Below are 23,898 nucleotides of genomic sequence, written 5' to 3' on the forward strand. Positions count from 1 at the left end.
ACCGACTCAGATGTCGAGGAACCGGACGTCCTTGGCGTTGCGCTGGATGAACTGGCGCCGGGCCTCGACGTCCTCGCCCATCAGGACGGAGAACAGGTCGTCGGCCTGGGCGGCGTCGTCGAGGGTGACCTGGCCGAGGACCCGGTGCTCCTGGTCCATGGTGGTCACGCGCAGCTCCTCGGCGTTCATCTCGCCGAGACCCTTGAAGCGCTGGATGGAGTCCTCGCGGACGCGCTTGCCGCGCTGGCGGCCCATCTCGATCAGCGCGTCGCGCTCGCGGTCGGAGTAGGCGTACTCGACGTCGTCCCGGCCCCACTTGATCTTGTACAGCGGGGGACGGGAGAGGTACACGTGCCCGGCCTCGACCAGCGGCCGCATGAAGCGGAACAGGAAGGTCAGCAGCAGGGTGGAGATGTGCTGGCCGTCGACGTCGGCGTCCGCCATCAGGATGATCTTGTGATAGCGCAGCTTCTCGATGTCGAAGTCCTCGTGGACTCCGGTACCGAAGGCCGAGATCAGCGCCTGGATCTCCTGGTTCTGGAGGATCTTGTCGATCCGCGCCTTCTCGACGTTCAGGATCTTGCCGCGGATCGGGAGGATCGCCTGGTACTCCGGGTTGCGGCCGGACTTGGCCGAGCCGCCGGCGGAGTCACCCTCGACGATGAAGATCTCGCACTTGGTGGGGTCGTTCGACTGGCAGTCGGAGAGCTTGCCCGGCAGGGACGCGGTCTCCAGCAGGCCCTTGCGGCGGGTCAGGTCGCGGGCCTTGCGGGCCGCCACGCGCGCGGTGGCCGCCTGGATGGACTTGCGGATGATGTCCGCGGCCTCGACCGGGTTGCGGTCCAGCCAGTCGGTGAGGTGCTCGTAGACGACCTTCTGGACGAAGGTCTTCACCTCGGTGTTGCCCAGCTTGGTCTTGGTCTGGCCCTCGAACTGCGGCTCGCTCAGCTTCACCGAGATGATCGCGGTCAGACCCTCGCGGATGTCGTCACCCGTGAGGTTGTCGTCCTTCTCGCGCAGCAGCTTCTTGTCGCGCGCGTACTTGTTGATCAGCGAGGTCAGCGCCGCGCGGAAGCCCTCCTCGTGCGTGCCGCCCTCGTGCGTGTGGATGATGTTGGCGAAGGAGTACACACCCTCGCTGTAACCGCCGTTCCACTGCATCGCGAGCTCGAGGGAAAGGCTCTTGTCCTTGTCCTCGGCCTCGAGGTCGATCACGGTGGGGTGAACGACCTCTCCCTTGCGGGAGTTGAGGTACTTCACGAAGTCGACGATGCCGCCCTCGTAGTGGTACGAGACGCTCTTGACCTCGTGCTTCTCGTCCTCGCCCGCCTCGTCCGCACCCGCGGTGGCCTTCGCCGACTCCCGCTCGTCGGTGAGGTTGATCCTCAGACCCTTGTTGAGGAACGCCATCTCCTGGAAACGCCGCGAGAGCGTCTCGAAGGAGTACTCCGTGGTCTCGAAGATGTCCGGGTCGGCCCAGAAGGTGACCGTGGTGCCGTGCTCGTCCGTGGCCTCGTGCTGGGCCAGCGGGGCCGTCGGCACGCCCAGCTTGTAGTCCTGCGTCCAGCGGTAGCCGTCGGTCTTGATCTCGACGGCCACCTTGGTCGACAGGGCGTTCACGACGGAGACACCCACGCCGTGCAGACCGCCGGAGACCGCGTAGCCGCCGCCACCGAACTTGCCGCCCGCGTGCAGCACGGTCAGCACGACCTCGACGGCCGGCTTGCCCTCGGAGGGGACGATGCCCACCGGGATGCCGCGGCCGTTGTCGACGACACGCACGCCGCCGTCGGCGAGGATCGTCACGTCGATGGTGTCCGCGTGGCCGGCCAGTGCCTCGTCGACGGAGTTGTCGACGACTTCCTGCACCAGGTGGTGCAGACCGCGCTCGCCGGTGGAGCCGATGTACATACCGGGTCGCTTGCGGACCGCGTCCAGACCCTCGAGGACGGTGATGGCGCTGGCGTCGTACGAGGCGGTTACCTCGCCGTTCGACGAGGTCGCCTCGGCGTCGGTGGACGGAATGTTCTCGTTGGGGTTGCCGGAATCGGCCACGAAGCGCCCTTTCTGGCACAGGCACGAGCCGGGCTCGTCGGCGGGTTGCCGGAGCGGCTGCGGCATGTTGCGTTGGTAAGCCTTGATCAGCGTTGCTCAGCTTCTCCCGGGCGGTCCCCACGTTCGGGGCGGGATTGGCTTCCAGTCTACCGGTAGCGCCGACAGTGATGGGGGTTTGCCGGTACCTGAGTCCGCATGTGCCGCCCTGAACCGGCGTCTTCCGGGTCCCCATATACGGAGCGGGGCTCCAAGAGGCTCACAGCGGCACTCAGCGCTTTCGGCCGTCAACCCTTGGCTACTTGGGAGTCAGGTCGAAATTCGCAACCGCGCGCGGTGCGGCGACGGCACTGATCACCCAACGGGCACGTGACGTAAGTCACCTGTAGGGATCGCCGGGCCTGCTGCTGCCGGGGGCCCTCAGCGGGCCGTAGTTACGGGGCGGACCGCCGGGTCCGAGGACCCTGATCTGCCGCACCGTGCCATGGCCCAGGTCCTCGTTGAGACGGGCGACCAGGCTCGGGGCGAGACGGCGCACCTCGGTCGCCCAGACCGGCGACTCGCACTGCACGATCAGGACGCGCTCGTCCTCGTCGTACCTCTGGGGCGCGCAGTGATCGGCCAGCTTCTCGCCCACGATCTGCGGCCAGCGACCCATAACACCGCCCACCGCGGCCGGCGCCTCCCAGCCCCGCTCGGTGATCAAGCGGTTGATGGCGGCACCGAACGCCATGGGATCCCGCCCGTCGGCGTGCGCGCCGGAGCGCAGGCCCCCTCCGCGCCGCGCCTGCCGCTTCTGCTGCGCCGCGTCCCCACGCGCGCGTGCCTGCTCCTTCGCCGCCCTGAGCGCCACGCGCGCGAGGTCGACACCGGAGGGCTCGGCGGGCTTGGGGGTCTCGGAGTTCGTGGGATTCCCGGGGGTCCCGGCTTTCCCGGCAGAGCGTGGTTCGTCGGTCATACGCGCTCCACCGTCCCCTCGGCCACGGCGTACCGCGTCCCCGTCAGCACGTGCGGCACGTCGTCGTCGACCGCCGCCGTCACCAGCACCTGCTCACCGGGCGCGACCAGTTCGGCCAGACGCTCACGGCGGCGGGTGTCCAGTTCCGCGAACACGTCGTCGAGGATCAGCACGGGCTCGTTGCCCTCCGCCCTGAGCAGGTCGTACGACGCGAGGCGCAGCGCCAGCGCGAACGACCAGGACTCGCCGTGCGAGGCGTACCCCTTGGCGGGCAGCTGACCGAGTTTGAGCAGCAGATCGTCCCGATGCGGTCCCACCAGGGTCACGCCCCGCTCGATCTCCTGCTTGCGCGCCTCGGCGAGCGCGGCCATCAGCTGCTCGTGGAGATCCTCACGCGTGTGTGCCTCGCCGGGCGCGGACGGCTTGTACTCCAGGGCGACCGGGCCGCCGCCGGGGGCCAGTTGCTCGTACGCCTTGTCGGCCAGCGGCTGGATCGCGGCGATCAGGTCGAGCCGCTGGGCGAGCAACTCGGCGCCCACGCGCGCGAGGTGCTGGTCCCACACGTCGAGGGTGGACAGGTCCATCGAGCGGCCGCCGTGCCGCCTCGCGAGGGCGGCCGACTTCAGCAGGGTGTTGCGCTGCTTGAGGACCCGCTCGTAGTCGGAGCGGACCCCGGCCATGCGCGGGGAGCGCGCGGTGATCAGCTCGTCCAGGAACCGGCGCCGCTCGCCCGGGTCGCCCTTCACCAACGCGAGATCCTCCGGCGCGAACAGCACCGTGCGCACGATCCCCAGCACATCACGGGGCCTGACCTGCGAGGACCTGTTGATGCGGGCGCGGTTCGCCTTGCCGGGGTTCAGCTCCAGCTCGACCAGTTGCTGCCGCTCGCCCTGACGGACCTGCGCCCGGACGATCGCGCGGTCGGCGCCCATGCGCACCAGGGGGGCGTCGGAGGCGACCCGGTGGCTGCCGAGGGTGGCGAGATAGCCGATCGCCTCGACCAGGTTCGTCTTGCCCTGCCCGTTGGGGCCCACGAACGCGGTGACGCCCGGGTCGAGCGGAACTTCGACCCGGGCGTACGAGCGGAAGTCGGCCAGCGACAGATGCGTGACGTGCATGGTCGGTCGCCGACCTCCCCCAGCTTGTGGACTGTGGTGACAGCCCTGTGGATTACTTCGTCTCGACCGCGTGGCCGCCGAACTGGTTGCGCAGCGCCGCGATCATCTTCATCTGCGGTGAGTCGTCCTGGCGGGACGAGAACCGCGCGAACAGCGAGGCGGTGATCGCCGGCAGCGGCACCGCGTGGTCGAGGGCGGCCTCCACGGTCCACCGGCCCTCGCCGGAGTCCTGTGCGTAACCGCGCAGCTTGTCCAGGTGCTCGTCCTCGTCGAGGGCGTTGACCGCGAGGTCCAGCAGCCAGGAACGGATGACCGTGCCCTCCTGCCAGGAGCGGAAGACCTCCCGGACGTCGGTCACGGAGTCGACCTTCTCCAGGAGCTCCCAGCCCTCGGCATAAGCCTGCATCATCGCGTACTCGATGCCGTTGTGGACCATCTTGGCGAAGTGGCCCGCGCCGACCTTGCCGGCGTGCACCGCACCGGCGTCGCCCTCGGGCTTGAGGGCGTCGAAGACCGGCTGCACCTTGGCGACGTTCTCCGCGTCCCCGCCGTACATCAGCGCGTAGCCGTACTCCAGGCCCCACACGCCGCCCGAGACGCCGCAGTCGACGAAACCGATGCCCTTGGCCGCCAGCTCCCCGGCGTGCTTCTCGTCGTCCGTCCAGCGGGAGTTCCCGCCGTCCACCACGACGTCACCGGGCTCCAGGAGCTCGGCCAGCTCGTCGATGGTCGCCTGGGTCGGCGCACCGGCCGGGACCATCACCCACACGACCCGCGGACCCTGCAACGCGTCCACAAGCTCCTTGAGGCTGTGGACATCGGCGAGGTCCGGGTTGCGGTCGTATCCGATCACGGTGTGGCCTGCGCGGCGGATCCGCTCGCGCATGTTGCCGCCCATCTTGCCGAGGCCGACGAGACCGAGCTCCATCAACTGTTCCTTAGGTTGCTGTGGCGTGTGAGGCACCTTCGTACCCACGTACGAGCCTAAACCCGGACGCTCACGCACACCTGTGGGCATACGCGCTCAAACGTATGCCCTCACCTGGGGCTTTGACTCAGCCGCTCAGCCGCACCGGCATGATCAGGTACTTGTAGGCCTCGTCCGCCTCGGCGTCCAGGGCCGGCTTGCCGCTCAGCAGCGCGGGCTTGGTGGACGTCGTGAAGGAGAGCTGGGCCACCGGGGAGTCGATGGCGCTCAGGCCGTCCAGCAGGAAGGTCGGGTTGAAGGCGATCGAGATGTCGTCGCCCTCGAGCTGGGCGTCGACCCTTTCCACAGCCTGTGCGTCGTCGCTGGAGCCGGCCTCCAGGATGAGCACCCCCTGCTCGAAGCTGAGCCGCACCGGGGTGTTGCGCTCGGCGACCAGGGCCACACGCTTGACGGCCTCCACGAAGGGGGCGGTCTCGATCACGGCGACGGAGTTGAACTCCGTCGGGAACAGCGTGCGGTACTTCGGCAGGTCGCCTTCGAGCAGACGCGTGGTCGTACGCCGACCCGCGCCCTCGAAACCGATCAGCCCCTCGCCCGCACCCGAGCCCGACAGCGCCAGGATCACGCTGTCGCCGCTCGTGAGCGCCTTGGCGGTGTCCAGGAGCGTCTTGGCGGGCACCAGGGCGACGGCGGACGCCTCCGGGTTCTCCGGCTTCCACAGGAACTCGCGGACGGCGAAGCGGTAGCGGTCGGTGGACGCCAGGGTGACGGTGTCGCCCTCGATCTCGATACGCACACCGGTCAGGACGGGAAGCGTGTCGTCACGGCCCGCGGCGATGGCCACCTGGGAGGCGGCGGAGGCGAAGACCTCACCGGGAACGGTGCCGGTCGCGCTCGGCATCTGCGGCAGCGCCGGGTACTCCTCCACAGGCAGGGTGTGGAGTGTGAACCGCGAGGAGCCGCAGACCACCGTCGCCCGTACACCGTCTGTGGAAATCTCCACCGGGCGGTTGGGCAGAGCGCGGCAGATGTCGGCGAGCAGGCGGCCGGAGACGAGCACGGTGCCCTCCTCCTCGACCTCGGCCTCGACGGACACCCGCGCGGAGACCTCGTAGTCGAAGCTGGACAGGCTGAGCTGGCCTTCCTCGGCCTTCAGGAGAAGGCCGGCGAGGACAGGCGCCGGCGGACGGGCCGGGAGGCTGCGCGCCGCCCAGGCCACTGCCTCCGCGAGTACGTCGCGTTCCACCCGGATCTTCACTGTTGCCGCCTCCTGCTGTTGCCGGCGCTTCTCGGCCTGCCTGGCTTCGTCGTCTGTCTCGGCGTCGTCGGCCCGTGTGACGGGAAGGACACCGGGGAACAGTCTGACGCACCCCACTGACAGTAGGTGCCTCTCGGGGTCAAGTCGTGACGAGGGGCAGTCGGGCGCCGAACAGCGAGTTGTGCACAGGGCCCCCTTCGAAACGGATTCCCAGCTCTCTCTAGTTGGGAGTAGTAGTAGGGGCTGTGGATACCGTGGATAACCCTGTTTTCCCAGCTCAGAGCGGAAATTTTATCCACGGACCCTGTGGGTGACACCGGTGGACAACCAGGCGTATCTGTGGAGAACAGAAAGTTCTGCACACTCCGTGCACAGCCTGAGGCGACTTCTCCCCAGCGCCGTCCCCAGCTTTACCCACCTTTCCCACAGCCCAACCCGGCACCTTCGTGTGACGCCTTTCACTCGACCCGGTGATCAGGCGCGTCGCGTTGCCGAACAGTGGACAGGCATGTGGAGAAGCCGCTGATCGCTGGGGACAACAGGCCCCCGCCTGTGGGCAGCCGGTGGACAACTCGATGCACAGCCTGTGGATCTTCTCGCTGTCCACAGTCTGTGGAGATCGTTCGTCCACGAATCCCCAACCACCTGACCTGGCCCGATGGTCTGTCGACAGGGAGCCTGTGGACCGCGCTCTGGACAACTTCGCGGTCCCCAGGATGTGGACGGCAAAAAGTCACCGGATCTGTGGAGGAAGGCCGTAACCCTGCGGGGAATCGAACACCGGGCTACGGCGTCGTGACCTGAGGAATGACGAAGGGCGCCCCGGGACCTCGTCCCCGGGGCGCCCTGGACGCCGTGACTCTGTTGCCGTGCCGTGCCGTGCCGTGCCGTGCCGTTGAGGCGGGGCGGGGCGGGGCGGGCGCCGGTGCATGGAATGCGACCTTCGCGGTGGCGCTCAACAGCGCCTGGGCCTTGGAGCCGCCGTGGCCGTCGCCGCCGACCTCAGCCGTTCTTGATGCGGTTCGTCAGCTCGGTGACCTGGTTGTAGATGGAGCGCCGCTCGGCCATCAGATTGCGGATCTTGCGGTCCGCGTGCATCACGGTCGTGTGGTCGCGGCCGCCGAACAGGGCGCCGATCTTCGGCAGCGAGAGGTCCGTCAGCTCGCGGCACAGGTACATGGCGATCTGGCGGGCGGTGACGAGCGCGCGGCCGCGCGAGGTGCCGCACAGGTCCTCGACGGTCAGGCCGAAGTAGTCCGCCGTCGCGCTCATGATGGCCGTCGAGGTGATCTCGGGCGCCGAGTCCTCGCCGCCGGGGATCAGGTCCTTCAGGACGATCTCCGTCAGGCCCAGGTCCACCGGTTGCCGGTTGAGCGACGCGAACGCCGTCACCCGGATCAGCGCGCCCTCCAGTTCGCGGATGTTGCGCGAGATCCGGGAGGCGATGAACTCCAGCACCTCCGGCGGGGCGTTGAGCTGCTCCTGCACCGCCTTCTTGCGCAGGATCGCGATCCGGGTCTCCAGCTCGGGCGGCTGGACGTCGGTGATCAGGCCCCACTCGAAACGGTTCCGCAGCCGGTCCTCCAGCGTCACGAGCTGCTTGGGCGGCCGGTCGCTGGAGAGCACGATCTGCTTGTTCGCGTTGTGGAGTGTGTTGAAGGTGTGGAAGAACTCCTCCTGCGTCGACTCCTTGTCCGCGAGGAACTGGATGTCGTCGACGAGCAGGATGTCCATCTCGCGGTAGCGCTTGCGGAAGCTGTCGCCCTTGCCGTCGCGGATGGAGTTGATGAACTCGTTGGTGAACTCCTCCGAGCTCACGTACCGCACGCGCGTGCCGGGATACAGGCTGCGCGCGTAGTGCCCGATCGCGTGCAGCAGGTGGGTTTTGCCGAGTCCCGACTCCCCGTAGATGAAGAGGGGGTTGTAGGCCTTGGCCGGGGCCTCGGCGACGGCGACCGCGGCCGCGTGGGCGAAGCGGTTGGAGGCGCCGATGACGAATGTGTCGAAGAGGTACTTGGGGTTCAGCCGCGCGGTGGGCTCACCGGGGCCGGTCGCCGGCGCGGGCTGTGCGGCCAGCGGGCCGGGGGCGCCGGTGGTGGGCAGGTTGGAGCCGACCGGGCCGCCGCGGTGCACATGTCCGGAGCCGGACGGCGGGTCGGGCAGTTCCCGGCGGCCGTCGCGCTGGTCGTAGTCCGGGCGGGGCTGGTCGTAGTCGGAGCGAGGCTTGTCGTAGTCGGGCCGCTTGTCGTAGTCCGGTCGCTTGTCGTAGTCGGAGCGCGAGCCGTCGTAGGACGGGCGCTCCATCGGCTGCGGGCGGTAGTCCTGCGACGGGGGCCCGTACGAGTCCTGAGGGTACGACTCCTGCTTGTACGACTCCTGGGGATAGGTCTCCTGCGAGGGCGACGCGTAGGGGTCGCGATCCGGGAAGCCGAGCCGCTGCTGCTGCCAGCTGTACTCGTCCTGCGCTGGGCGCGGCCAGGAGCCGGGCTGGGGGCGCTGGTACTCCGACGGATAGGCGGGGCGGGCGGTCGGGAGCTGGTCGGGTCGGGGCGCGTGGTCGCTCTGGGGCCCGGGGCGCTGGTCGTCACGGTTCGGACGGGAGTCGTCGGCGCGGTGACGGCCGTAGCCCTCGTACTGGTTGTCGTACTGGCCGGAGGGGAGTTCCGGCTCCTCGTAGCGTGGCTGGGGCCGGGGGGCCGGGGGCGCGGGCGGCTCGCCCGCGGAGTCGTCGACGGTGATCGCGATGCGGATCGGGCGGCCGCATTCGCGGCTCAGCGTCTCGCTGACGGCCGGGGCCAGCCGGCCCTCCAGTACGCCTTTCGCAAATTCGTTCGGTACGGCGAGCAGGGCGGTGTCGGCGACCAGCGCCAGCGGCTGGCAGCGCCGGATCCAGTGCTCGTCCTTCGCCTCCACACCCTGGACGCGGCCCTCACCGAGGAGTTGCTCGAGTACGCGTGGCCACACTGCGGCAAGATCGGCAGGTACGTCAGCCACAGGGCACGCTCTCTCACGGGTCCCACGAACGTGTGGTTGTGGGACGAGTCGGGATTCAAATGGGGTGGAGCCGAAACACGGGGGTCAAGGGAACGAATCGGAGTTCAGCCACGGTAGTCAGGGCGACGGCTGCGGTTCAAGTTGTTGTCCCCAGCCTGTGGATAGTGTCTCCCGGTGACCACTGGTTTGACCGGATGGCGTAGCCGCGCGTACCGTAACCAGGTCGAGTTGTCGATGGCTGCTGCCGCCTGCCTCCGATGGGCACAGATCGCGTCAGGTGATCGGTCAGCGGTGCACACGGGCGTAACTGCGAGCTACTCGTGGGCGCACGGTGACAGCCAGGACGGCACCCGCCACCACCGATTGATTTCTGGAGCCCCCGAGTGAGCAAGCGCACCTTCCAGCCGAACAACCGTCGTCGCGCCAAGACCCACGGCTTCCGTCTGCGGATGCGTACCCGTGCCGGCCGCGCGATTCTGGCGAACCGCCGCAGCAAGGGTCGCGCCAGCCTGTCCGCCTGATCCCGGTCAGGTCATGCCGTCGTGCTGCCCACCGAGAACCGGCTGAGGCGGCGCGAGGACTTCGCGACCGCGGTACGACGAGGGCGCCGGGCCGGACGCCCGTCCCTCGTCGTTCACTTTCGTAGCGGTGCCACGGACCCGCACGCGCCTGGGGAGAGCGCTCCCCCGACGCGTGCGGGTTTCGTCGTGAGCAAGGCCGTGGGCGGTGCTGTCGTGCGCAACAAGGTGAAGCGCAGGCTTCGCCATCTGATGCGCGACAGGGTCGCCCTGTTTCCCCCCGGTAGCCTGGTAGTCGTACGAGCGCTGCCCGAGGCGGGCGACGCCGATCATGAACAACTGGCCCGAGACCTGGATGCCGCCGTTCAGCGGCTGCTGGGAGGGGGCGCACGATGAAGTACCCGCTGCTGGCGCTCATCAAGCTGTACCAGTGGACCATCAGCCCGCTGCTCGGGCCGGTGTGCAAGTACTACCCGTCGTGCTCCCACTACGGCTACCAGGCCATCGACCGGCACGGTGCGATCAAGGGAACGGCACTCACCGCCTGGCGCATCCTGCGGTGCAATCCGTGGTCGCTGGGCGGTGTGGACCATGTCCCGCCGCGCAAGCGTCCGCGGTGGCACGAAATGCTGCGTAACGCCTGGCGTGCACGTAGGGGCGGGCCCTCCGCCGCCTCGGCCACCGAGGGGCAGACTCCTTCGAGCCCGGCCGCAGAGACTCCGTCCCATGCCCAAGGAGCATGATTAGTGGACACGATTGCCAGTCTTTTCAGCTTCATCACGACACCCGTCTCCTGGGTCATCGTCCAGTTCCACAAGGTTTACGGCGCCATCTTCGGCCCCGACACCGGGTGGGCCTGGGGCCTGTCGATCGTGTCCCTGGTGATCCTGATCCGTATCTGCCTGATCCCGCTCTTCGTGAAGCAGATCAAGTCGACGCGGGCCATGCAGACGCTCCAGCCCGAGATGAAGAAGATCCAGGAGCGCTACAAGAACGACAAGCAGCGTCAGTCCGAAGAGATGATGAAGCTGTACAAGGAGACGGGCACCAACCCGCTCTCCTCGTGCCTTCCCATCCTGGCGCAGTCCCCGTTCTTCTTCGCCCTGTACCACGTGCTCAACGGCATCGCGACGGGCTCGACGATCGGCGTCATCAACGAGTCGCTGCTGGCCAGTGCGCGTAAGGCGCACATCGTCGGTGCCCCGCTGGCCGCGAAGTTCACGGACGGTTCGAGCAAGGTCGAGGCACTCGGCGCCTCGCTGACCGACGTCCGGGTCGTCACCGCGGTCATGATCGTCCTGATGTCGGCGTCGCAGTTCTACACGCAGCGCCAGCTGATGACGAAGAACGTCGACACCACGGTCAAGACGCCGTTCATGCAGCAGCAGAAGATGCTGATGTACGTCTTCCCCGTCATGTTCGCCGTCTTCGGCATCAACTTCCCGGTCGGTGTCCTCGTCTACTGGCTGACCACCAACGTGTGGACCATGGGCCAGCAGATGTACGTCATCCGCAACAACCCGACGCCGGGTTCCAAGGCCCAGGCCGCCTACCTGGAGCGCCTGACCAAGCACGTCACGCACCACGGCAAGGCCCGCAAGCGCAGCGAGCGCACCATCATCAAGGCGATCGTCGCCAAGGGCCGTGACCGCAACGAGTTCGAGCGCAAGTTCATCAACGGTCTGAACAAGGCCGGCCTCGCGGCTCAGGCCGACGGTTCGGTCATCCAGAGCGAGTCCCAGGCCGCGGTGCAGACCGAGGACGGTTCGACGGCGAGCGCGGCGGCTCCCAAGCGTCAGCAGCCCAAGCGGCAGAGCAAGTCCCAGCGTCAGTCGGGTGCGGCTGCTGCCGGCTCGAAGGCGGCCGGTGACACCTCGTCGGAGCCGACCTCGCTGAGCAAGTCCGACGAACCCGAGGACGCCAAGCCCGCCGCTCCCGCCAAGAAGCAGCCCGGCGGCGGTACCCGCAGCAAGGCCCAATCCGGACAGCGCAAGGGTCCGCAGCGGCCCAAGTCCCCGTCCAAGAAGTAAGAAGGAGTCCATCCCGTGACGGAAGGCACCACCTCCGCCGCTGCCGAGGGTGCAGACACCCTGACCCGCCTGGAGCAGGAGGGCGAGATCGCGGCGGACTACCTCGAGGGCCTGCTCGACATCGCCGATCTCGACGGCGACATCGACATGGACGTCGAGGCCGACCGCGCCGCTGTCTCGATCATCAGCGACTCGGGCGGCCGAGACCTGCAGAAGCTGGTCGGCCGTGACGGCGAGGTGCTGGAAGCCTTGCAGGAGCTCACCCGCCTGGCCGTGCACCGGGAGACCGGGGACCGCAGCCGACTGATGCTGGACATCGGCGGTTACCGGGCCAAGAAGCGCGCCGAGCTTTCCGAGCTCGGCGCCAAGGCTGCCGCCGAGGTGAAGAGCACCGGTGAGTCCGTGAAGCTCAAGCCGATGACGCCGTTCGAGCGCAAGGTCGTCCACGACGCGATCAAGGCCGCCGGGCTCCGCAGCGAGTCCGAGGGCGAGGAGCCGCAGCGCTTCGTCGTCGTGCTTCCCGCCTGATCGGTCCGTACGTTCCTCCGGCCCCGTCTGTAGAGCAGGCGGGGCCGAACTTTGTCAGCCTGATAGTTCTGATGGTCGGCGCCCGGTGCGCTGATGCGGTACGGAAGGACGGTTCCCCGTGACGGAGGCAGCGGAGCTTCCCCCCGCGCCCGAGCAGGCGCGCGAGGTGTTCGGCGATCGCTTCGAGGACGCGGTGCGCTACGCCGAGCTGCTCGCCGAGGCGGGTGTGCAGCGCGGTCTCATCGGACCCCGTGAAGTGCCCCGCCTGTGGGAGCGGCATCTGCTGAACTGCGCGGTGCTCTCCGAGGTCGTTCCCGAGGGCGTGACGGTGTGCGACGTCGGCTCCGGGGCCGGTCTGCCCGGCATTCCCCTGGCCCTCGTCCGTGAGGACCTGAAGATCACGCTGCTGGAGCCGCTGCTACGGCGTACGACCTTCCTGACGGAGGTCGTGGAGCTGCTGGGCCTGGACCATGTGACGGTCGTGCGGGGCCGTGCCGAGGAGGTCATGGGCAAGCTGACCCCGGTGCATGTGGTGACGGCGCGAGCCGTGGCCCCGCTGGACCGGCTGGCGACCTGGGGCGTTCCGCTGCTTCGTCCCTACGGTGAGATGCTCGCGCTCAAGGGCGACACCGCGGAGGAGGAACTCAAGGCGGCACAAACGGCCCTGAGCAAGCTCGGTGCCGTGGAGACCTCCATCCTGCATGTGGGTGAGGGCGTGGTCGATCCGTTGTCCACGGTGGTGAGGGTCGAGGTCGGGGAGAGTCCTGGCGGTGTGCGTTTCGCGGCCAAGCGTGCCAAGGCGGCCCGGACAGGCCGGACTCGCCGGCGCCGCTGATCCGTCCTGAGGACGAGACGTACTCCACACAAGCTGCCAAACCTATGCATGCCGGAGTGTCGCGGCAGAACGGGCACGGCTGCCCTGCATCGTGTTTCACGTGAAACGTCGCTCACTGCTGCACGGCATCATCAGCCGGGGCCGCGCTGCGGCCGAACCCCGCGACCGGAAGCCTCTCGGGTCACTCGGAGAGGTAACGGAGTTGTCCACAGAGGTGGATTTCTCCACAGAACAACAGGCCTCACTGGTTCACGACCCCGAAGACATGGGAGGCTCTGTTCATTGCGAGCCTGAAGTCGAGGAGAGTGAATCCTTGCGGTCCGACGCCAACATCGCGGGACCGATGACCGATCCGGTCCCCGGTCCCCGAACCGAGTCGATGGGGGACGATGTTTCACGTGAAACACCGCCCCCGATGGACGACACTCCGATCGGTCGTGCTGCCCAACTGGCGGTAGAGGCTCTTGGCCGCGCCGGCGAGGGCCTGCCACGGCCCGAGCAGACCCGGATCATGGTCGTTGCCAACCAGAAGGGCGGGGTGGGCAAGACGACGACGACCGTCAATCTTGCTGCTTCGCTGGCTTTGCACGGCGGCCGTGTCCTGGTGATCGACCTCGACCCCCAGGGCAACGCGTCCACCGCGCTGGGTATCGACCACCACGCCGAAGTCCCGTCCATCTACGACGTCCTGGTCGACAGCAGGCCGCTGGCCGAGGTCGTCCAGCCCGTCCCCGATGTCGAAGGCCTCTTCTGTGCCCCCGCCACCATCGATCTCGCCGGTGCGGAGATCGAGCTGGTGTCCCTGGTGGCGCGGGAGAGCCGACTGCAACGCGCCATCCAGGCGTACGAGCAGCCGCTGGACTACATCCTCATCGACTGTCCGCCCTCGCTGGGTCTGCTGACGGTCAATGCGCTCGTGGCCGGCGCGGAGGTCCTCATCCCGATTCAGTGCGAGTACTACGCGCTGGAGGGCCTGGGACAACTCCTGCGCAACGTCGATCTGGTGCGGGGCCACCTCAACCCCACCTTGCACGTATCGACCATCCTGCTCACCATGTACGACGGCCGGACGCGCCTTGCGTCCCAGGTCGCGGACGAGGTGCGCACCCACTTCGGCGACGAGGTGCTGCGGACGAGCATTCCCCGCTCGGTCCGCATCTCCGAGGCGCCGAGTTACGGACAGACGGTGTTGACCTACGATCCAGGATCGAGTGGCGCGCTGTCCTACCTTGAGGCGGCGCGAGAGATCGCGTTGAAGGGCGTCGGCGTCAGCTATGACCCGACGCAGGCGCACATCGGCGCACAGAGCAACCCGAGCATGGTGGAGGGGATCCAGTGAGCGAGCGACGGAGGGGGTTGGGCCGTGGTCTCGGCGCACTGATCCCCGCTGCCCCGACCGAGAAGACGCCGACTCCGGCGGCGATGGGGGGCGCTGGTTCCGCATCTCCGACGTCCGTCCCGGTGCTGACGACCGACCGTGGAGTGGCCGCGGCGAAGGTGGCCACGCTGCCGCCTGTTTCACATGAAACAGAGGAGCCGTCGGTCAACGGCTACGCGGAGACACCTGCGCCTCCCCTGGGTGCCCACTTCGCGGAACTCCCTCTCGACTCCATCACGCCGAACCCGCGCCAGCCGCGTGAGGTCTTCGACGAGGACGCGCTCCAGGAGCTGGTCACCTCCATCCAGGAGGTCGGCCTCCTCCAGCCGGTCGTCGTACGGCAGGTGGGCCCCGCTCGCTACGAACTCATCATGGGCGAGCGGCGCTGGCGGGCCAGTCGTGAGGCCGGCCTGGAGGCGATCCCCGCGATCGTGCGGGCCACGGATGACGACAAGCTCCTTCTGGACGCCCTCCTGGAGAACCTGCACCGAGCGCAGCTCAACCCGCTGGAAGAGGCAGCCGCCTACGACCAGTTGCTGAAGGACTTCAACTGCACGCACGACCAGCTCGCGGACCGCATCGGCCGGTCCCGCCCGCAGGTCTCCAACACGCTGCGTCTGCTGAAGCTCTCGCCGGCGGTGCAGCGCCGAGTGGCTGCCGGAGTGCTCTCCGCCGGACACGCTCGTGCCCTGCTCTCCGTCGAGGACTCGGAGGAGCAGGACCGGCTGGCCCACCGGATCGTGGCCGAGGGACTCTCGGTACGGGCAGTCGAGGAGATCGTGACGCTCATGGGGTCGCGACCGCAGACCGCCCAGCGATCCAAGGGGCCGCGAGCCGGTGCGCGGGTATCGCCGGCGCTGACCGACCTCGCCACTCGTCTCTCGGACCGTTTCGAGACGCGAGTGAAGGTCGACCTGGGGCAGAAGAAGGGCAAGATCACCGTCGAGTTCGCCTCGATGGAGGACCTTGAGCGCATCCTCAGCTCCCTCGCCCCCGGTGAGGGGCCGGTTCTGCAGAAGAGCCTGGTGGAGGGTGAGGACGAGGAGACGGAAGCCTGAGCCGGGTGTCGCCAGAGTGACCCCGTCCAGGCGAGGTAGGAAGAGCGGGCCGTGTCCGGTGTGCATCGGACACGGCCCGCTCTTTGCTTTCAGCCGGTATCGATGGAATCGCGGTATGGATACGATGCGAATGGGTGTGGCACATCCACCCGGCGGTACCTCTGAGGGGAGGCAGGGGCCATGCGAACGATGAGCAGAAGCGGACTGGTGAGCGCGGGTCTGGGACTGGGGGCGGTCGGCGGCTTCGTCGGCAGTCTGCTCAGGGAACGGAGCGCTCTGACGGCCGCCCGCGACGCGGCGGGCGAAGGAAGCGAGGAACAGCCTTCATGGGGCGTCGGCTCGTACCGCTTACGCTGGACAACCTTCCGGACCTACCCCAGCGTTGCCGCTCGTGTGTCTTCTGGGAACTGGACCCCGTCAGCGGAGAAGCCGCGGTAAAGGCGGGGACAGCCGCTCTGGAGAAGGAGGCCTGGATCTCCGCCGTCCTGCTGGACTGGGGATCGTGCGGCCGGATCGTCTATGTCGACGACGTACCGGTCGGCTTCGTCCTCTACGCCCCTCCCGCTTATGTTCCTCGCTCGACGGCGTTTCCCACGAGCCCTGTCTCTCCTGACGCTGTCCAGTTGATGACGTCGTTCATCATGCCGGGCTATCAGGGGCAAGGGCTGGGCCGGGTGATGGTGCAGACGGTCGCGAAGGACCTGCTGCGGCGGGGCTTCAAGGCCATCGAGGCCTTCGGTGATGCCCGCTGGAAAGAGCCCGCCTGTCTGCTTCCCGCAGACCATCTTCTCGCCGTGGGCTTCAAGACGGTCAGACACCATCCCACGTATCCGAGGCTGAGGCTGGAGCTGCGCACCACGCTTTCTTGGAAGGAAGACGTGGAGATGGCACTGGACCGGCTTCTGGGGGCGGTGCAGAAGGAACCGGCGCTGCGTCCCCTGTAATGCGATGGGCCGGTCCTTTCGGACCGGCCCATCGTGTTTCACGTGAAACATCACTCGGCGATGAAGTCCTCGAGGTCGCGGACGATCGCGGCCTTCGGCTTGGCACCGACGATGGTCTTGGCGACCTCGCCGCCCTGGTAGACGTTCAGCGTCGGGATGGACATGACGCCGTACTTGGCGGCCGTACCCGGGTTCTCGTCGATGTTCAGCTTGACGACCTCGATCTTGTCGCCGTACTCGGCGGCGATCGCCTCGAGGGACGGAGCGATCTGACGGCACGGTCCGCACCAGGCGGCCCAGAAGTCCACCAGGACGGGCTTGTCGCTCTTCAGGACGTCCTGCTCGAAGGAATCGTCGGTCACATTCTTGAGGGTGCCGGCCACGGCGGGCTCCTTAACTGGGTTGGTGCGGTGGGGCGGGATGGGGGTCAGACAGCGGTCTTCTCGGGCTCGGCCTTCTCTTCGTCCGCGAGGGCGGCGAGGAAGCGCTCGGCGTCGAGAGCGGCGGAACAGCCGGTGCCGGCCGCGGTGATCGCCTGGCGGTAGGTGTGGTCGACCACGTCACCGGCGCCGAAGACACCGGTCAGGTTGGTGCGCGTCGAAGGCGCTTCCACCTTCAGATAGCCCTCGTCGTTCAGTTCGAGCTGGCCCTTGAAGAGCTCGGTGCGCGGGTCATGGCCGATCGCGATGAACAGGCCGGTGACCGCCAGGTCCGAGAGCTCGCCGGTCTTGAGGTTGCGCAGCTTCAGGCCCGAGAGCTTCGGGTCGCCCTGGATCTCGGCGACCTCGCTGTCCCACACGAACTTGATCTTCGGGTCGGCGAAGGCGCGCTCCTGCATCGCCTTGGAGGCGCGCAGGGTGTCCCGGCGGTGGACGATCGTCACGGACTTGGCGAAGCGGGAGAGGAAGGTGGCCTCCTCCATCGCGGTGTCACCGCCGCCGATCACGGCGATGTCCTGGTCCTTGAAGAAGAAGCCGTCACAGGTGGCACACCACGAGACGCCGCGCCCGGAGAGGGCGTCCTCGTTCGGCAGGCCGAGCTTGCGGTGCTGTGAGCCGGTGGTGACGATCACGGCCTTCGCCCGGTGGACCGTGCCCGAGGTGTCGGTGACGGTCTTGATCTCGCCGGTCAGGTCGACGCTGACGATGTCGTCCGGGATGAGCTCGGCACCGAAGCGCTCGGCCTGGGCGCGCATGTTGTCCATGAGCTCGGGGCCCATGATGCCGTCCTGGAAGCCGGGGAAGTTCTCCACCTCGGTGGTGTTCATCAGCGCGCCACCGGCGGTGACGGCGCCCTCGAACACCAGCGGCTTCAGCGACGCGCGCGCGGTGTAGAGCGCCGCCGTGTAGCCGGCGGGCCCGGAGCCGATGATGATCACGTTACGGACGTCGCTCACGGCTTGGTTCCTCGTCTCTGGACTGCGTCGTCGGACCGGTGGAGCCTCTCAGAGCTCTCACCCCACCCAACGGATCCTAAGGGGCGCGCATTCCCGGTGTGTCCGGGCACACGGAGAGGCCTCACCGTACGCATTACCGCGCAGGACGGCGACGAAGCGTGCCCGTTCAGGACCGGGCGTAGGTGCGCTTCAGCAGAACCTTCGCAGTGCCGGTCGGTGCGTTCTTCACACACGAGGCATCCACGATGTAGGCGGTGATCCTGGTGCTGTCGGAGGGATCACGCAGCACGACCAGTAGCGCGTCCGTGCCCTTGTAGACGCCGTCCTCCGTCGCGAGCGGGGCGTCGCTGGAGTGGATGCCCTTTCGGATGCACTGGGGAACCTCTGGCGTCACCAGGGTGCGGGTATGTCCGGAGCCGGGGATGTCAGCCGCGCCCATGCTGGTGTGCGGGGCCCGGGACCCGCCGCTCGCGCTCTTCTTTCCGGTGAGAAGGTCGGAGACCTGCTTCTCGAGTCCGCTCGCGGAGAAGGTGTCGGCGGAGGGGGCCGTCTGTTCGTGTGCCGTGCCGTTCGGCTTGCCGTCGTCCAACGACGACAGCAGGACGGAGCCGAATCCCAGTGCGGCGACGGTGAAGACAGCTCCGAGGACGGCAACCTTGGGGCGCCCGTTCCTCCTGCGGTCCTTGCGGCCCGGGCCGGTGGTGGAAGTACGGGCATGCCCCGTAGGGCGGTCAGCGGTGGGCGATGTTTCACGTGAAACACGCACGCTCTCGACCGGCGCCGGTGCGTTCACGGCCTCGGGAGCGGTTGCCTGGAGGAGGGCTTCTGCAGCGAGGGCGGCGTCGATCCTGCCGGCGACGTCGGCGGGCATGTGAGGCGGCCCCGGCAGCGTGCCGAGCAGGCTGCGGATCTCCTCCAACGATGCGTGCACGTCCGCGCAGAGTTCACACGCGTCCAGATGCCGACGTACGTTCGCCGTCCTGGAGGGGGAGAGGATGCCTTCGGTGAGGTCGGAGATCTCCGCGACGTCCGGGTGCCCGTCTGTGTCTGTCGTGGAAGTCACGCTCGCCCACCTCCGCCCTTCACTGCGGCTGAATCGCTTGATGCCGAATCTTGCGTGCCTTCTGACGGAGGCCCCGCTGCGGGTGGGACGGATGTCCCCTGCGTCCGGTTCCGTCCAGCGCCCGCTTCTCTGCCGCCTCCGGCGTTTTCCGGCCGCAGATGGGTGAGGAGCGGGAGCAGTCTGGCTCTTCCACGGGCGCAGCGGCTCTTCACCGTCCCCGTCGGCACGTCGAGCATGCTGGCGGCTTCGGCGACGGGGTAGCCCTGCATGTCCACGAGAACGAGGGCGGCGCGCTGGTCGGGCGGGAGTGTGCCGAGTGCCTCCACGAGCTGGCGGTGGAGGTCGTTGCGCTCGGCGGGCGCCGAGGCCTCCTCGTGCGGCTCCAGGAGCTGCTCCAGGCGCTCGGTGTCATCGACCGGAGATGTCTTGCGGGAGGCGGCCTTTCTGGCCCGGTCCAGGCAGGCGTTCACCGTGATCCGGTGCAGCCAGGTCGTGACCGCCGACTGACCGCGGAAGGTGTGCGCGGCCCGGTAGGCGGACACCAGGGCGTCCTGAACGGCGTCAGCGGCTTCCTCACGGTCCCCGAGCGTGCGGAGGGCCACGGCCCAGAGCCGGTCCCGGTGCCGCCGCACGAGCTCCCCGAAGGCGTCGGGGTCGCCCTCTACGTGACGGGCCAGGAGGTCCTGATCGCTGGTGTCGCCGTACACGGTGTCATCTGCCATCGGACCCCCTCCTCAGCCTTAACTGGTGACCTTGATGTCCGCCACCCGGCCGCGGTAGGTGCCTTCCTCTGTCAGAGGCAGCTTGGTCAGCCAGACCAGAAGGTAGCGGGACTTCACGGTCTTGTCCGGCTTGAGCGGGACACCCGTACCGGAGCCTTCTGCGACCTTGGTGTAGGCGTCGAAAGTGGTCGGCCGGGCACTCGCGTCGCTTGAGGCGGCGCGTAGTTCGACGGAGGTGTCGCCCTTGAACGTGACGGTGACCTTGCCGATGTTCTGGACCTTGCCGAGGTCGAGGATTATCCCGAGGCCCGGCTTGAGGTTCCCGAAGCGGGCGCCCTCGTAGAAGTCCGTCTGCCAGTACGACGAGGTGTCGTCGTCGTAGGCCTTGCTTATGTCGGTCGGCTTCTCGGATCCGTCGCCGAACGGGTCGAAGTCATACGCCTTGGCGATGGTGATCGGAACGCTGGCGGGCTTCTTCGGGCTCTTGTCGCCGTCGTCGGTCGTCTGCGTCTGGTTCTCGTCCGACGTGCCGCCCCGGTCCATCAACGCGTCCGCGAGCTGCCAACTGCCGAGGCCCAGCGCGGCGATGAGGAGAGCGGAGACCGCCCACTTCAGGGCCCGGCCGGTGCGGCTCTGCAGCGGTGGTGGCGGGGCCGCTACGGGCTGGGTGACACCGGAGTGCGGTGCCGGGCGGCCGTACGTGCCCTGCTGGTACGTCGTGCGCTGGTACTCGGGAGGGGCCGTGAACGCCGGCTCCGGCGGGCGGATGCGGGGCATCTCACCGATCGCCCTGACCAGCTCCTCGGGCGTCGTGCACGCCGACTCGTGCCGGGAGGCGGTCGCGCCGTCGTTGGCGAGGGCCCGCATGGACAGCTCGGACAGCCCACGGTGGACACCGGCGCGCACCTGGTCGGGGGCGATGAGACCGACGTCCTTGGGCAGACCGGCCAGACCGTAGGCGTCGTTCTCGTACGGCCACCGCTGGGTCAGGGCCGCGTACAGGAGCGCGCCGATCGCCTCGGTGTCCGTTCGCTGCGGAGTCTCCGAACTGACGCCCCGCAGCGCGGCGTTCACGGCGAGGCCGCGGATGCGCCACTGCCCGCTCGACGTGCGCAGAACGGCGTTCGGGTTCAGTCGCAGGTGTGCGAGGCCCTCACGGTGGGCCGCGGCCATGGCGGAGGCCACCTGACTGACCATCTGGTAGGCGTCGTACACCTCCAGCGGGCCCGGGGCGAGGAGGGTGGTCAGCTCGGTCGCGTCGGGCAGCCATTCGTGGACGACGTAGACGAGGTCGTTCTCCTCGACGGCGTCCAGGACCTGGACGAACCGCGGGTCGCCCAGCAGCGCGGAGGAACGGGCCGCGGCCAGGACGGAGCGCGCCCGCGCATGGTCCGCGGGCAGGATGTGCACGCCGACGGCTCGACGGAGCTTCTCGTCGACGGCACGCCAACTGCTGAACCCGTCCAGACGGGTGACGCACTCCTCGAGACGGTAGCGTCTGGCGAGTTTGTGGCCGCTGTGCAACTCCGGCGGTGACGCCTTGCCAAGACTTTCGGTCCCGCCACTCCCCTGTGCCTCGACGTCTTCCGTGTCCCGCTCCCGGTTCTTGGCCACGCCGTCGGCCGTGGACTGGTCCGCCTTGGCGGTCAGCGGTTGGTCACCGCTGGTGTCTGCCACGTCGACGGCAGCCGTGCTCCGTTCCGCCACCGTCGTTCCCTGCCTCCCCATTCATTGCGCGCCGTGCGACGCAGAATCCAATTGTGCCCACAGTCCGCCGCTATGCACGACACACGGTGGCGGACGATGGTTGTGCGCGTACCCCTGCCTCAGCGCCCCAGACGCCCCCGGACCATGCCGACCAACGAGTTCAGCTCCTCGATTCGCATCTTGCGCGCGGCGACGAAGAAGATCCCGAGGAGCACCGCTCCCCCCGCGATCAGTGCGGCGAACGAACCGACAACGCCCTGGCCGAGCGAGTGGCTGATGCCGTAGCAGGCCGCTCCGCTGAGTAGTGCCGCCGGGATGGAGGCGATGCAGAGCCGGGCGTAGGTCCGCAGGACGCGGTTGCCGTCCAGATCGCCGCCGAGGCGCTTGCGCAGCCGGTTCCAGGCGACGCCGACACCGATCGCGTAGGCGAGACCGTAGGAGGCGGCCATGCCCGCCACTGCCCAGCGCGGCGGCAGCGCCACGTAACACAGCGCTGAAGCGCCCGCGTTGACCGCTGCCACGATGACCGTGTTGTAGAAGGGGGTCCGGGTGTCTTCGTAGGCGTAGAAGGCGCGCAGGACGACGTACTGCACTGAGTAAGGGATCAGGCCGAGGCCGAAGGCCATGAGCATGTACCCCATGTTCGTGGCCTCGCCAGTGCCCGAGGAGCCGAAGATCAGCGTGCACATCGGGATGCCGAGAGCGAGGAATCCGAAGGAGATCGGCACGATGGCGACGGCCGTGGTGCGCAGGCCCTGGGAGATGTCGTCTCGGACTGCGCCGCTGTCTCCCTCGGCCGCCGAGCGGGCCAGACGGGGCAGCAGAGCCGCCATCAGGGAGACGGTGATGATGGCCTGCGGCAGGCCCCAGATGAGTTGGGCGTTGGCGTAGGCGGAGAAGCCGGTGCCGTCGAGTGGAGAAGCCTTGCCGGATGCCGTGGACAGCTGGGTGACGACGAGTGCGCCGGCCTGGTTGGCGAGGACGAACAGGACGGTCCACTTGGCGAGTGTCACGGCCTTGCCGAGTCCGTGGCCCCGCCAGTCGAAGCGCAGCCTCATGCGGAAGCCGGTTTCGCGCAGGTAGGGGATCATCGCCAGCGCCTGCACCACCAGGCCGAGCAGGACACCGACGCCGAGCAGGCGCTGCCCCTCCGGCGGGATGTTCGTGACCTTCATGCCGGAGTCGGCCGCGGTGCCGTAGACCCACATGAACATGCCCAGCGTCACGATGATGACGATGTTGTTGAGGACCGGGGTCCACATCATCGCGCCGAACTTCCCGCGCGCGTTGAGGATCTGGCCCATCACCACATGGATGCCCATGAAGAAGATCGAGGGCAGGAAGTAGCGGACGAAGGTGATGCCGACCTCGTTGGCCGCCGGGTCACTGGCCACCGAGTCGGACAGCAGCCGGATCAGGAACGGGGCACCGAGGACCGCGAGGGCGGTCAGAGCGCCGAGTGCCACCATCACCAGCGTCAGCAGCCGGTTCGCGTAGGCTTCGCCGCCGTCCTCGTCCTCCTTCATGGCACGCACGAGCTGCGGGACGAACACGGAGTTGAGGCCACCGCCGACGGTCAGGATGTAGATCATCGTCGGAAGCTGGTAGGCAACCTGGAAGGTGTCACCGAGCAGACCGACACCCAGCGCCGACACGATCAGGGCCGAACGGATGAAGCCGGTGAGGCGCGAGACCATCGTGCCGGCCGCCATCACGGCGCTCGACTTGAGCAGGCCCGTGGCCTTCCCGCCCTTTTTCGCGGGGGCTGCGGGGGCTGCCGATGCTGCCACAGCCGACGCCGTACCCAGGTTCATGGTCTCGTCGGCCGAAGGCGCGGGCGCCGCGGGAGCCTGGAACTGCGGGGTCGGTGGCGGTCCGGCGGGCCCCGGCACCGACGGCGGGTCCGTCGGGCGGCCGCCCTGCTGCTGGTCGCGGAAGAGGTGGGCGAAGGCGTCCGGCTCGTGGCGTTCCTCGCCGGCCTGGCTCACCAGGTCGTCGACCCCCACGAACTGCGTGGTGCGAGGGTTGTCGCCGTACGGCAGGTACTGCGTCGGGCCCTCCGGTTCGGGCGCCGGGGTCTGCGCCCACACGTGCGGGTCCGGGGCGTAGGGGGACTGGGGCGGCTGCGAGTACAGCGGCTGCTGCGGCTGATAGGTGCCGGGGGGCGGCGGGGGGTGCGCGGCACGGTCGTAGAGGGCCTCGGCGACCGGGTCCTGGGCCTGGAGGTCCTGTGCCCGGTAGGGGTCCTGGTCGTAGGCGTCCTGGAGGTACATGTCCGCGGGAGCCTGCGGCGGCACCTGGCCATGCTCGGGCGGCGGCCCCTCGGGGCGGTCCGAGTTGTCCGCGCCCTGACCGCGATCACCGTCGTACGGCGCGTTCATGGTTACCCCACCTCATCGTCCCGGGCCCAC

The 23,898-nt window shown here is 68.3% G+C and carries 21 protein-coding genes; 9 read left to right on the forward strand and 12 right to left on the reverse strand.

What is annotated here, in order from left to right; all coding sequences use genetic code 11:
• Positions 1-6 precede the first annotated feature (6 nt).
• The 6 genes from gyrB to dnaA all read right to left on the reverse strand — a co-directional run bounded on the left by gyrB (position 7) and on the right by dnaA (position 9,308).
• On the reverse strand, positions 7-2,055 hold the full coding sequence (gene gyrB / locus ABZ098_RS25230; protein ID WP_356595051.1) for a DNA topoisomerase (ATP-hydrolyzing) subunit B: 2,049 nt from the start codon (positions 2,053-2,055) through the stop codon (positions 7-9).
• A 376-nt stretch (positions 2,056-2,431) separates the two neighbouring features.
• Positions 2,432-3,010: a DciA family protein gene (locus tag ABZ098_RS25235; RefSeq protein WP_356594720.1), complete on the reverse strand. Its 579-nt coding sequence runs from the start codon at positions 3,008-3,010 to the stop codon at positions 2,432-2,434.
• Positions 3,007-4,128 (reverse strand): DNA replication/repair protein RecF, encoded by a 1,122-nt coding sequence (recF, locus tag ABZ098_RS25240; protein ID WP_356594722.1) that lies wholly within the window; start codon positions 4,126-4,128, stop codon positions 3,007-3,009. The genes ABZ098_RS25235 and recF overlap by 4 nt, the downstream gene beginning before the upstream one ends.
• 52 nt (positions 4,129-4,180) lie before the next feature.
• Positions 4,181-5,056, reverse strand: coding sequence for a phosphogluconate dehydrogenase (NAD(+)-dependent, decarboxylating) (gene gnd, locus ABZ098_RS25245; RefSeq protein WP_356594724.1), 876 nt, complete (start codon positions 5,054-5,056; stop codon positions 4,181-4,183).
• Between the two features lie 127 nt (positions 5,057-5,183).
• Positions 5,184-6,314 (reverse strand): DNA polymerase III subunit beta, encoded by a 1,131-nt coding sequence (dnaN, locus tag ABZ098_RS25250; RefSeq protein WP_037707198.1) that lies wholly within the window; start codon positions 6,312-6,314, stop codon positions 5,184-5,186.
• Between the two features lie 1,002 nt (positions 6,315-7,316).
• Positions 7,317-9,308, reverse strand: coding sequence for a chromosomal replication initiator protein DnaA (dnaA, locus tag ABZ098_RS25255; RefSeq protein ID WP_356594727.1), 1,992 nt, complete (start codon positions 9,306-9,308; stop codon positions 7,317-7,319).
• Between the two features lie 383 nt (positions 9,309-9,691).
• Here dnaA and rpmH point away from each other — a divergent pair, with 383 nt between their 5' ends.
• The 9 genes from rpmH to ABZ098_RS25300 all read left to right on the forward strand — a co-directional run bounded on the left by rpmH (position 9,692) and on the right by ABZ098_RS25300 (position 16,599).
• Entirely contained in the window at positions 9,692-9,829 is a 138-nt protein-coding gene (rpmH, locus tag ABZ098_RS25260) for a 50S ribosomal protein L34 (RefSeq protein WP_005482975.1), read from the forward strand.
• Positions 9,830-9,850: 21 nt separating this feature from the next.
• The gene (gene rnpA / locus ABZ098_RS25265; RefSeq protein ID WP_059208182.1) at positions 9,851-10,222 is read left to right on the forward strand and encodes a ribonuclease P protein component; all 372 of its coding nucleotides are present in this window, start codon (positions 9,851-9,853) and stop codon (positions 10,220-10,222) included.
• Positions 10,219-10,569 (forward strand): membrane protein insertion efficiency factor YidD, encoded by a 351-nt coding sequence (gene yidD / locus ABZ098_RS25270; RefSeq protein ID WP_037707204.1) that lies wholly within the window; start codon positions 10,219-10,221, stop codon positions 10,567-10,569. The genes rnpA and yidD overlap by 4 nt, the downstream gene beginning before the upstream one ends.
• 3 nt (positions 10,570-10,572) lie before the next feature.
• Positions 10,573-11,856 carry a membrane protein insertase YidC gene (gene yidC, locus ABZ098_RS25275; RefSeq protein WP_356594730.1) on the forward strand — a complete coding sequence of 428 codons (1,284 nt, stop codon included), beginning with the start codon at positions 10,573-10,575 and terminating at the stop codon, positions 11,854-11,856.
• Between the two features lie 15 nt (positions 11,857-11,871).
• Positions 11,872-12,384 carry a R3H domain-containing nucleic acid-binding protein gene (locus tag ABZ098_RS25280; RefSeq protein WP_356594732.1) on the forward strand — a complete coding sequence of 171 codons (513 nt, stop codon included), beginning with the start codon at positions 11,872-11,874 and terminating at the stop codon, positions 12,382-12,384.
• Between the two features lie 118 nt (positions 12,385-12,502).
• The gene (rsmG, locus tag ABZ098_RS25285) at positions 12,503-13,219 is read left to right on the forward strand and encodes a 16S rRNA (guanine(527)-N(7))-methyltransferase RsmG (protein ID WP_356594734.1); all 717 of its coding nucleotides are present in this window, start codon (positions 12,503-12,505) and stop codon (positions 13,217-13,219) included.
• Positions 13,220-13,484: 265 nt separating this feature from the next.
• A complete protein-coding gene (locus ABZ098_RS25290) occupies positions 13,485-14,558 on the forward strand; it encodes a ParA family protein (RefSeq protein WP_356595053.1) in 1,074 nt (357 codons plus the stop codon).
• The gene (locus ABZ098_RS25295) at positions 14,555-15,655 is read left to right on the forward strand and encodes a ParB/RepB/Spo0J family partition protein (protein ID WP_356594736.1); all 1,101 of its coding nucleotides are present in this window, start codon (positions 14,555-14,557) and stop codon (positions 15,653-15,655) included. Before ABZ098_RS25290 ends, ABZ098_RS25295 begins: the two co-directional genes overlap by 4 nt.
• 326 nt (positions 15,656-15,981) lie before the next feature.
• A complete protein-coding gene (locus ABZ098_RS25300) occupies positions 15,982-16,599 on the forward strand; it encodes a GNAT family N-acetyltransferase (RefSeq protein WP_356594738.1) in 618 nt (205 codons plus the stop codon).
• A gap of 50 nt (positions 16,600-16,649) precedes the next feature.
• Here the strand turns inward: ABZ098_RS25300 and trxA are convergent, their stop codons facing one another.
• The 6 genes from trxA to murJ form a co-directional block, all read right to left on the reverse strand.
• Positions 16,650-16,982, reverse strand: coding sequence for a thioredoxin (gene trxA, locus ABZ098_RS25305; RefSeq protein WP_003991504.1), 333 nt, complete (start codon positions 16,980-16,982; stop codon positions 16,650-16,652).
• A gap of 44 nt (positions 16,983-17,026) precedes the next feature.
• Positions 17,027-17,995, reverse strand: a complete 969-nt coding sequence (gene trxB / locus ABZ098_RS25310) for a thioredoxin-disulfide reductase (RefSeq protein ID WP_356594740.1) — start codon at positions 17,993-17,995, stop codon at positions 17,027-17,029.
• A gap of 166 nt (positions 17,996-18,161) precedes the next feature.
• Positions 18,162-19,058 carry a hypothetical protein gene (locus ABZ098_RS25315; RefSeq protein WP_356594742.1) on the reverse strand — a complete coding sequence of 299 codons (897 nt, stop codon included), beginning with the start codon at positions 19,056-19,058 and terminating at the stop codon, positions 18,162-18,164.
• Entirely contained in the window at positions 19,055-19,780 is a 726-nt protein-coding gene (gene sigM / locus ABZ098_RS25320) for an RNA polymerase sigma factor SigM (protein ID WP_356594744.1), read from the reverse strand. The genes ABZ098_RS25315 and sigM overlap by 4 nt, the downstream gene beginning before the upstream one ends.
• 18 nt (positions 19,781-19,798) lie before the next feature.
• The gene (locus ABZ098_RS25325) at positions 19,799-21,487 is read right to left on the reverse strand and encodes a protein kinase family protein (RefSeq protein ID WP_356594746.1); all 1,689 of its coding nucleotides are present in this window, start codon (positions 21,485-21,487) and stop codon (positions 19,799-19,801) included.
• A 119-nt stretch (positions 21,488-21,606) separates the two neighbouring features.
• Entirely contained in the window at positions 21,607-23,868 is a 2,262-nt protein-coding gene (gene murJ / locus ABZ098_RS25330; protein ID WP_356594748.1) for a murein biosynthesis integral membrane protein MurJ, read from the reverse strand.
• Positions 23,869-23,898 lie beyond the last annotated feature (30 nt).

The sequence above is a fragment of the Streptomyces sp. NPDC006335 genome, assembly GCF_040612795.1.
Taxonomy (GTDB): domain Bacteria; phylum Actinomycetota; class Actinomycetes; order Streptomycetales; family Streptomycetaceae; genus Streptomyces.

What these genes read in the sequence shown, in the direction of transcription:
- ABZ098_RS25235 (WP_356594720.1), bottom strand. Translation starts at nt 3,010, where the DNA reads ATGACCGACGAACCACGCTCTGCCGGGAAAGCCGGGACCCCCGGGAAT.
- recF (WP_356594722.1), bottom strand. Translation starts at nt 4,128, where the DNA reads ATGCACGTCACGCATCTGTCGCTGGCCGACTTCCGCTCGTACGCCCGG.
- gnd (WP_356594724.1), bottom strand. Translation starts at nt 5,056, where the DNA reads ATGGAGCTCGGTCTCGTCGGCCTCGGCAAGATGGGCGGCAACATGCGC.
- yidD (WP_037707204.1), top strand. Translation starts at nt 10,219, where the DNA reads ATGAAGTACCCGCTGCTGGCGCTCATCAAGCTGTACCAGTGGACCATC.
- ABZ098_RS25290 (WP_356595053.1), top strand. Translation starts at nt 13,485, where the DNA reads ATGGGAGGCTCTGTTCATTGCGAGCCTGAAGTCGAGGAGAGTGAATCC.
- ABZ098_RS25300 (WP_356594738.1), top strand. Translation starts at nt 15,982, where the DNA reads ATGGGGCGTCGGCTCGTACCGCTTACGCTGGACAACCTTCCGGACCTA.
- sigM (WP_356594744.1), bottom strand. Translation starts at nt 19,780, where the DNA reads ATGGCAGATGACACCGTGTACGGCGACACCAGCGATCAGGACCTCCTG.
- murJ (WP_356594748.1), bottom strand. Translation starts at nt 23,868, where the DNA reads ATGAACGCGCCGTACGACGGTGATCGCGGTCAGGGCGCGGACAACTCG.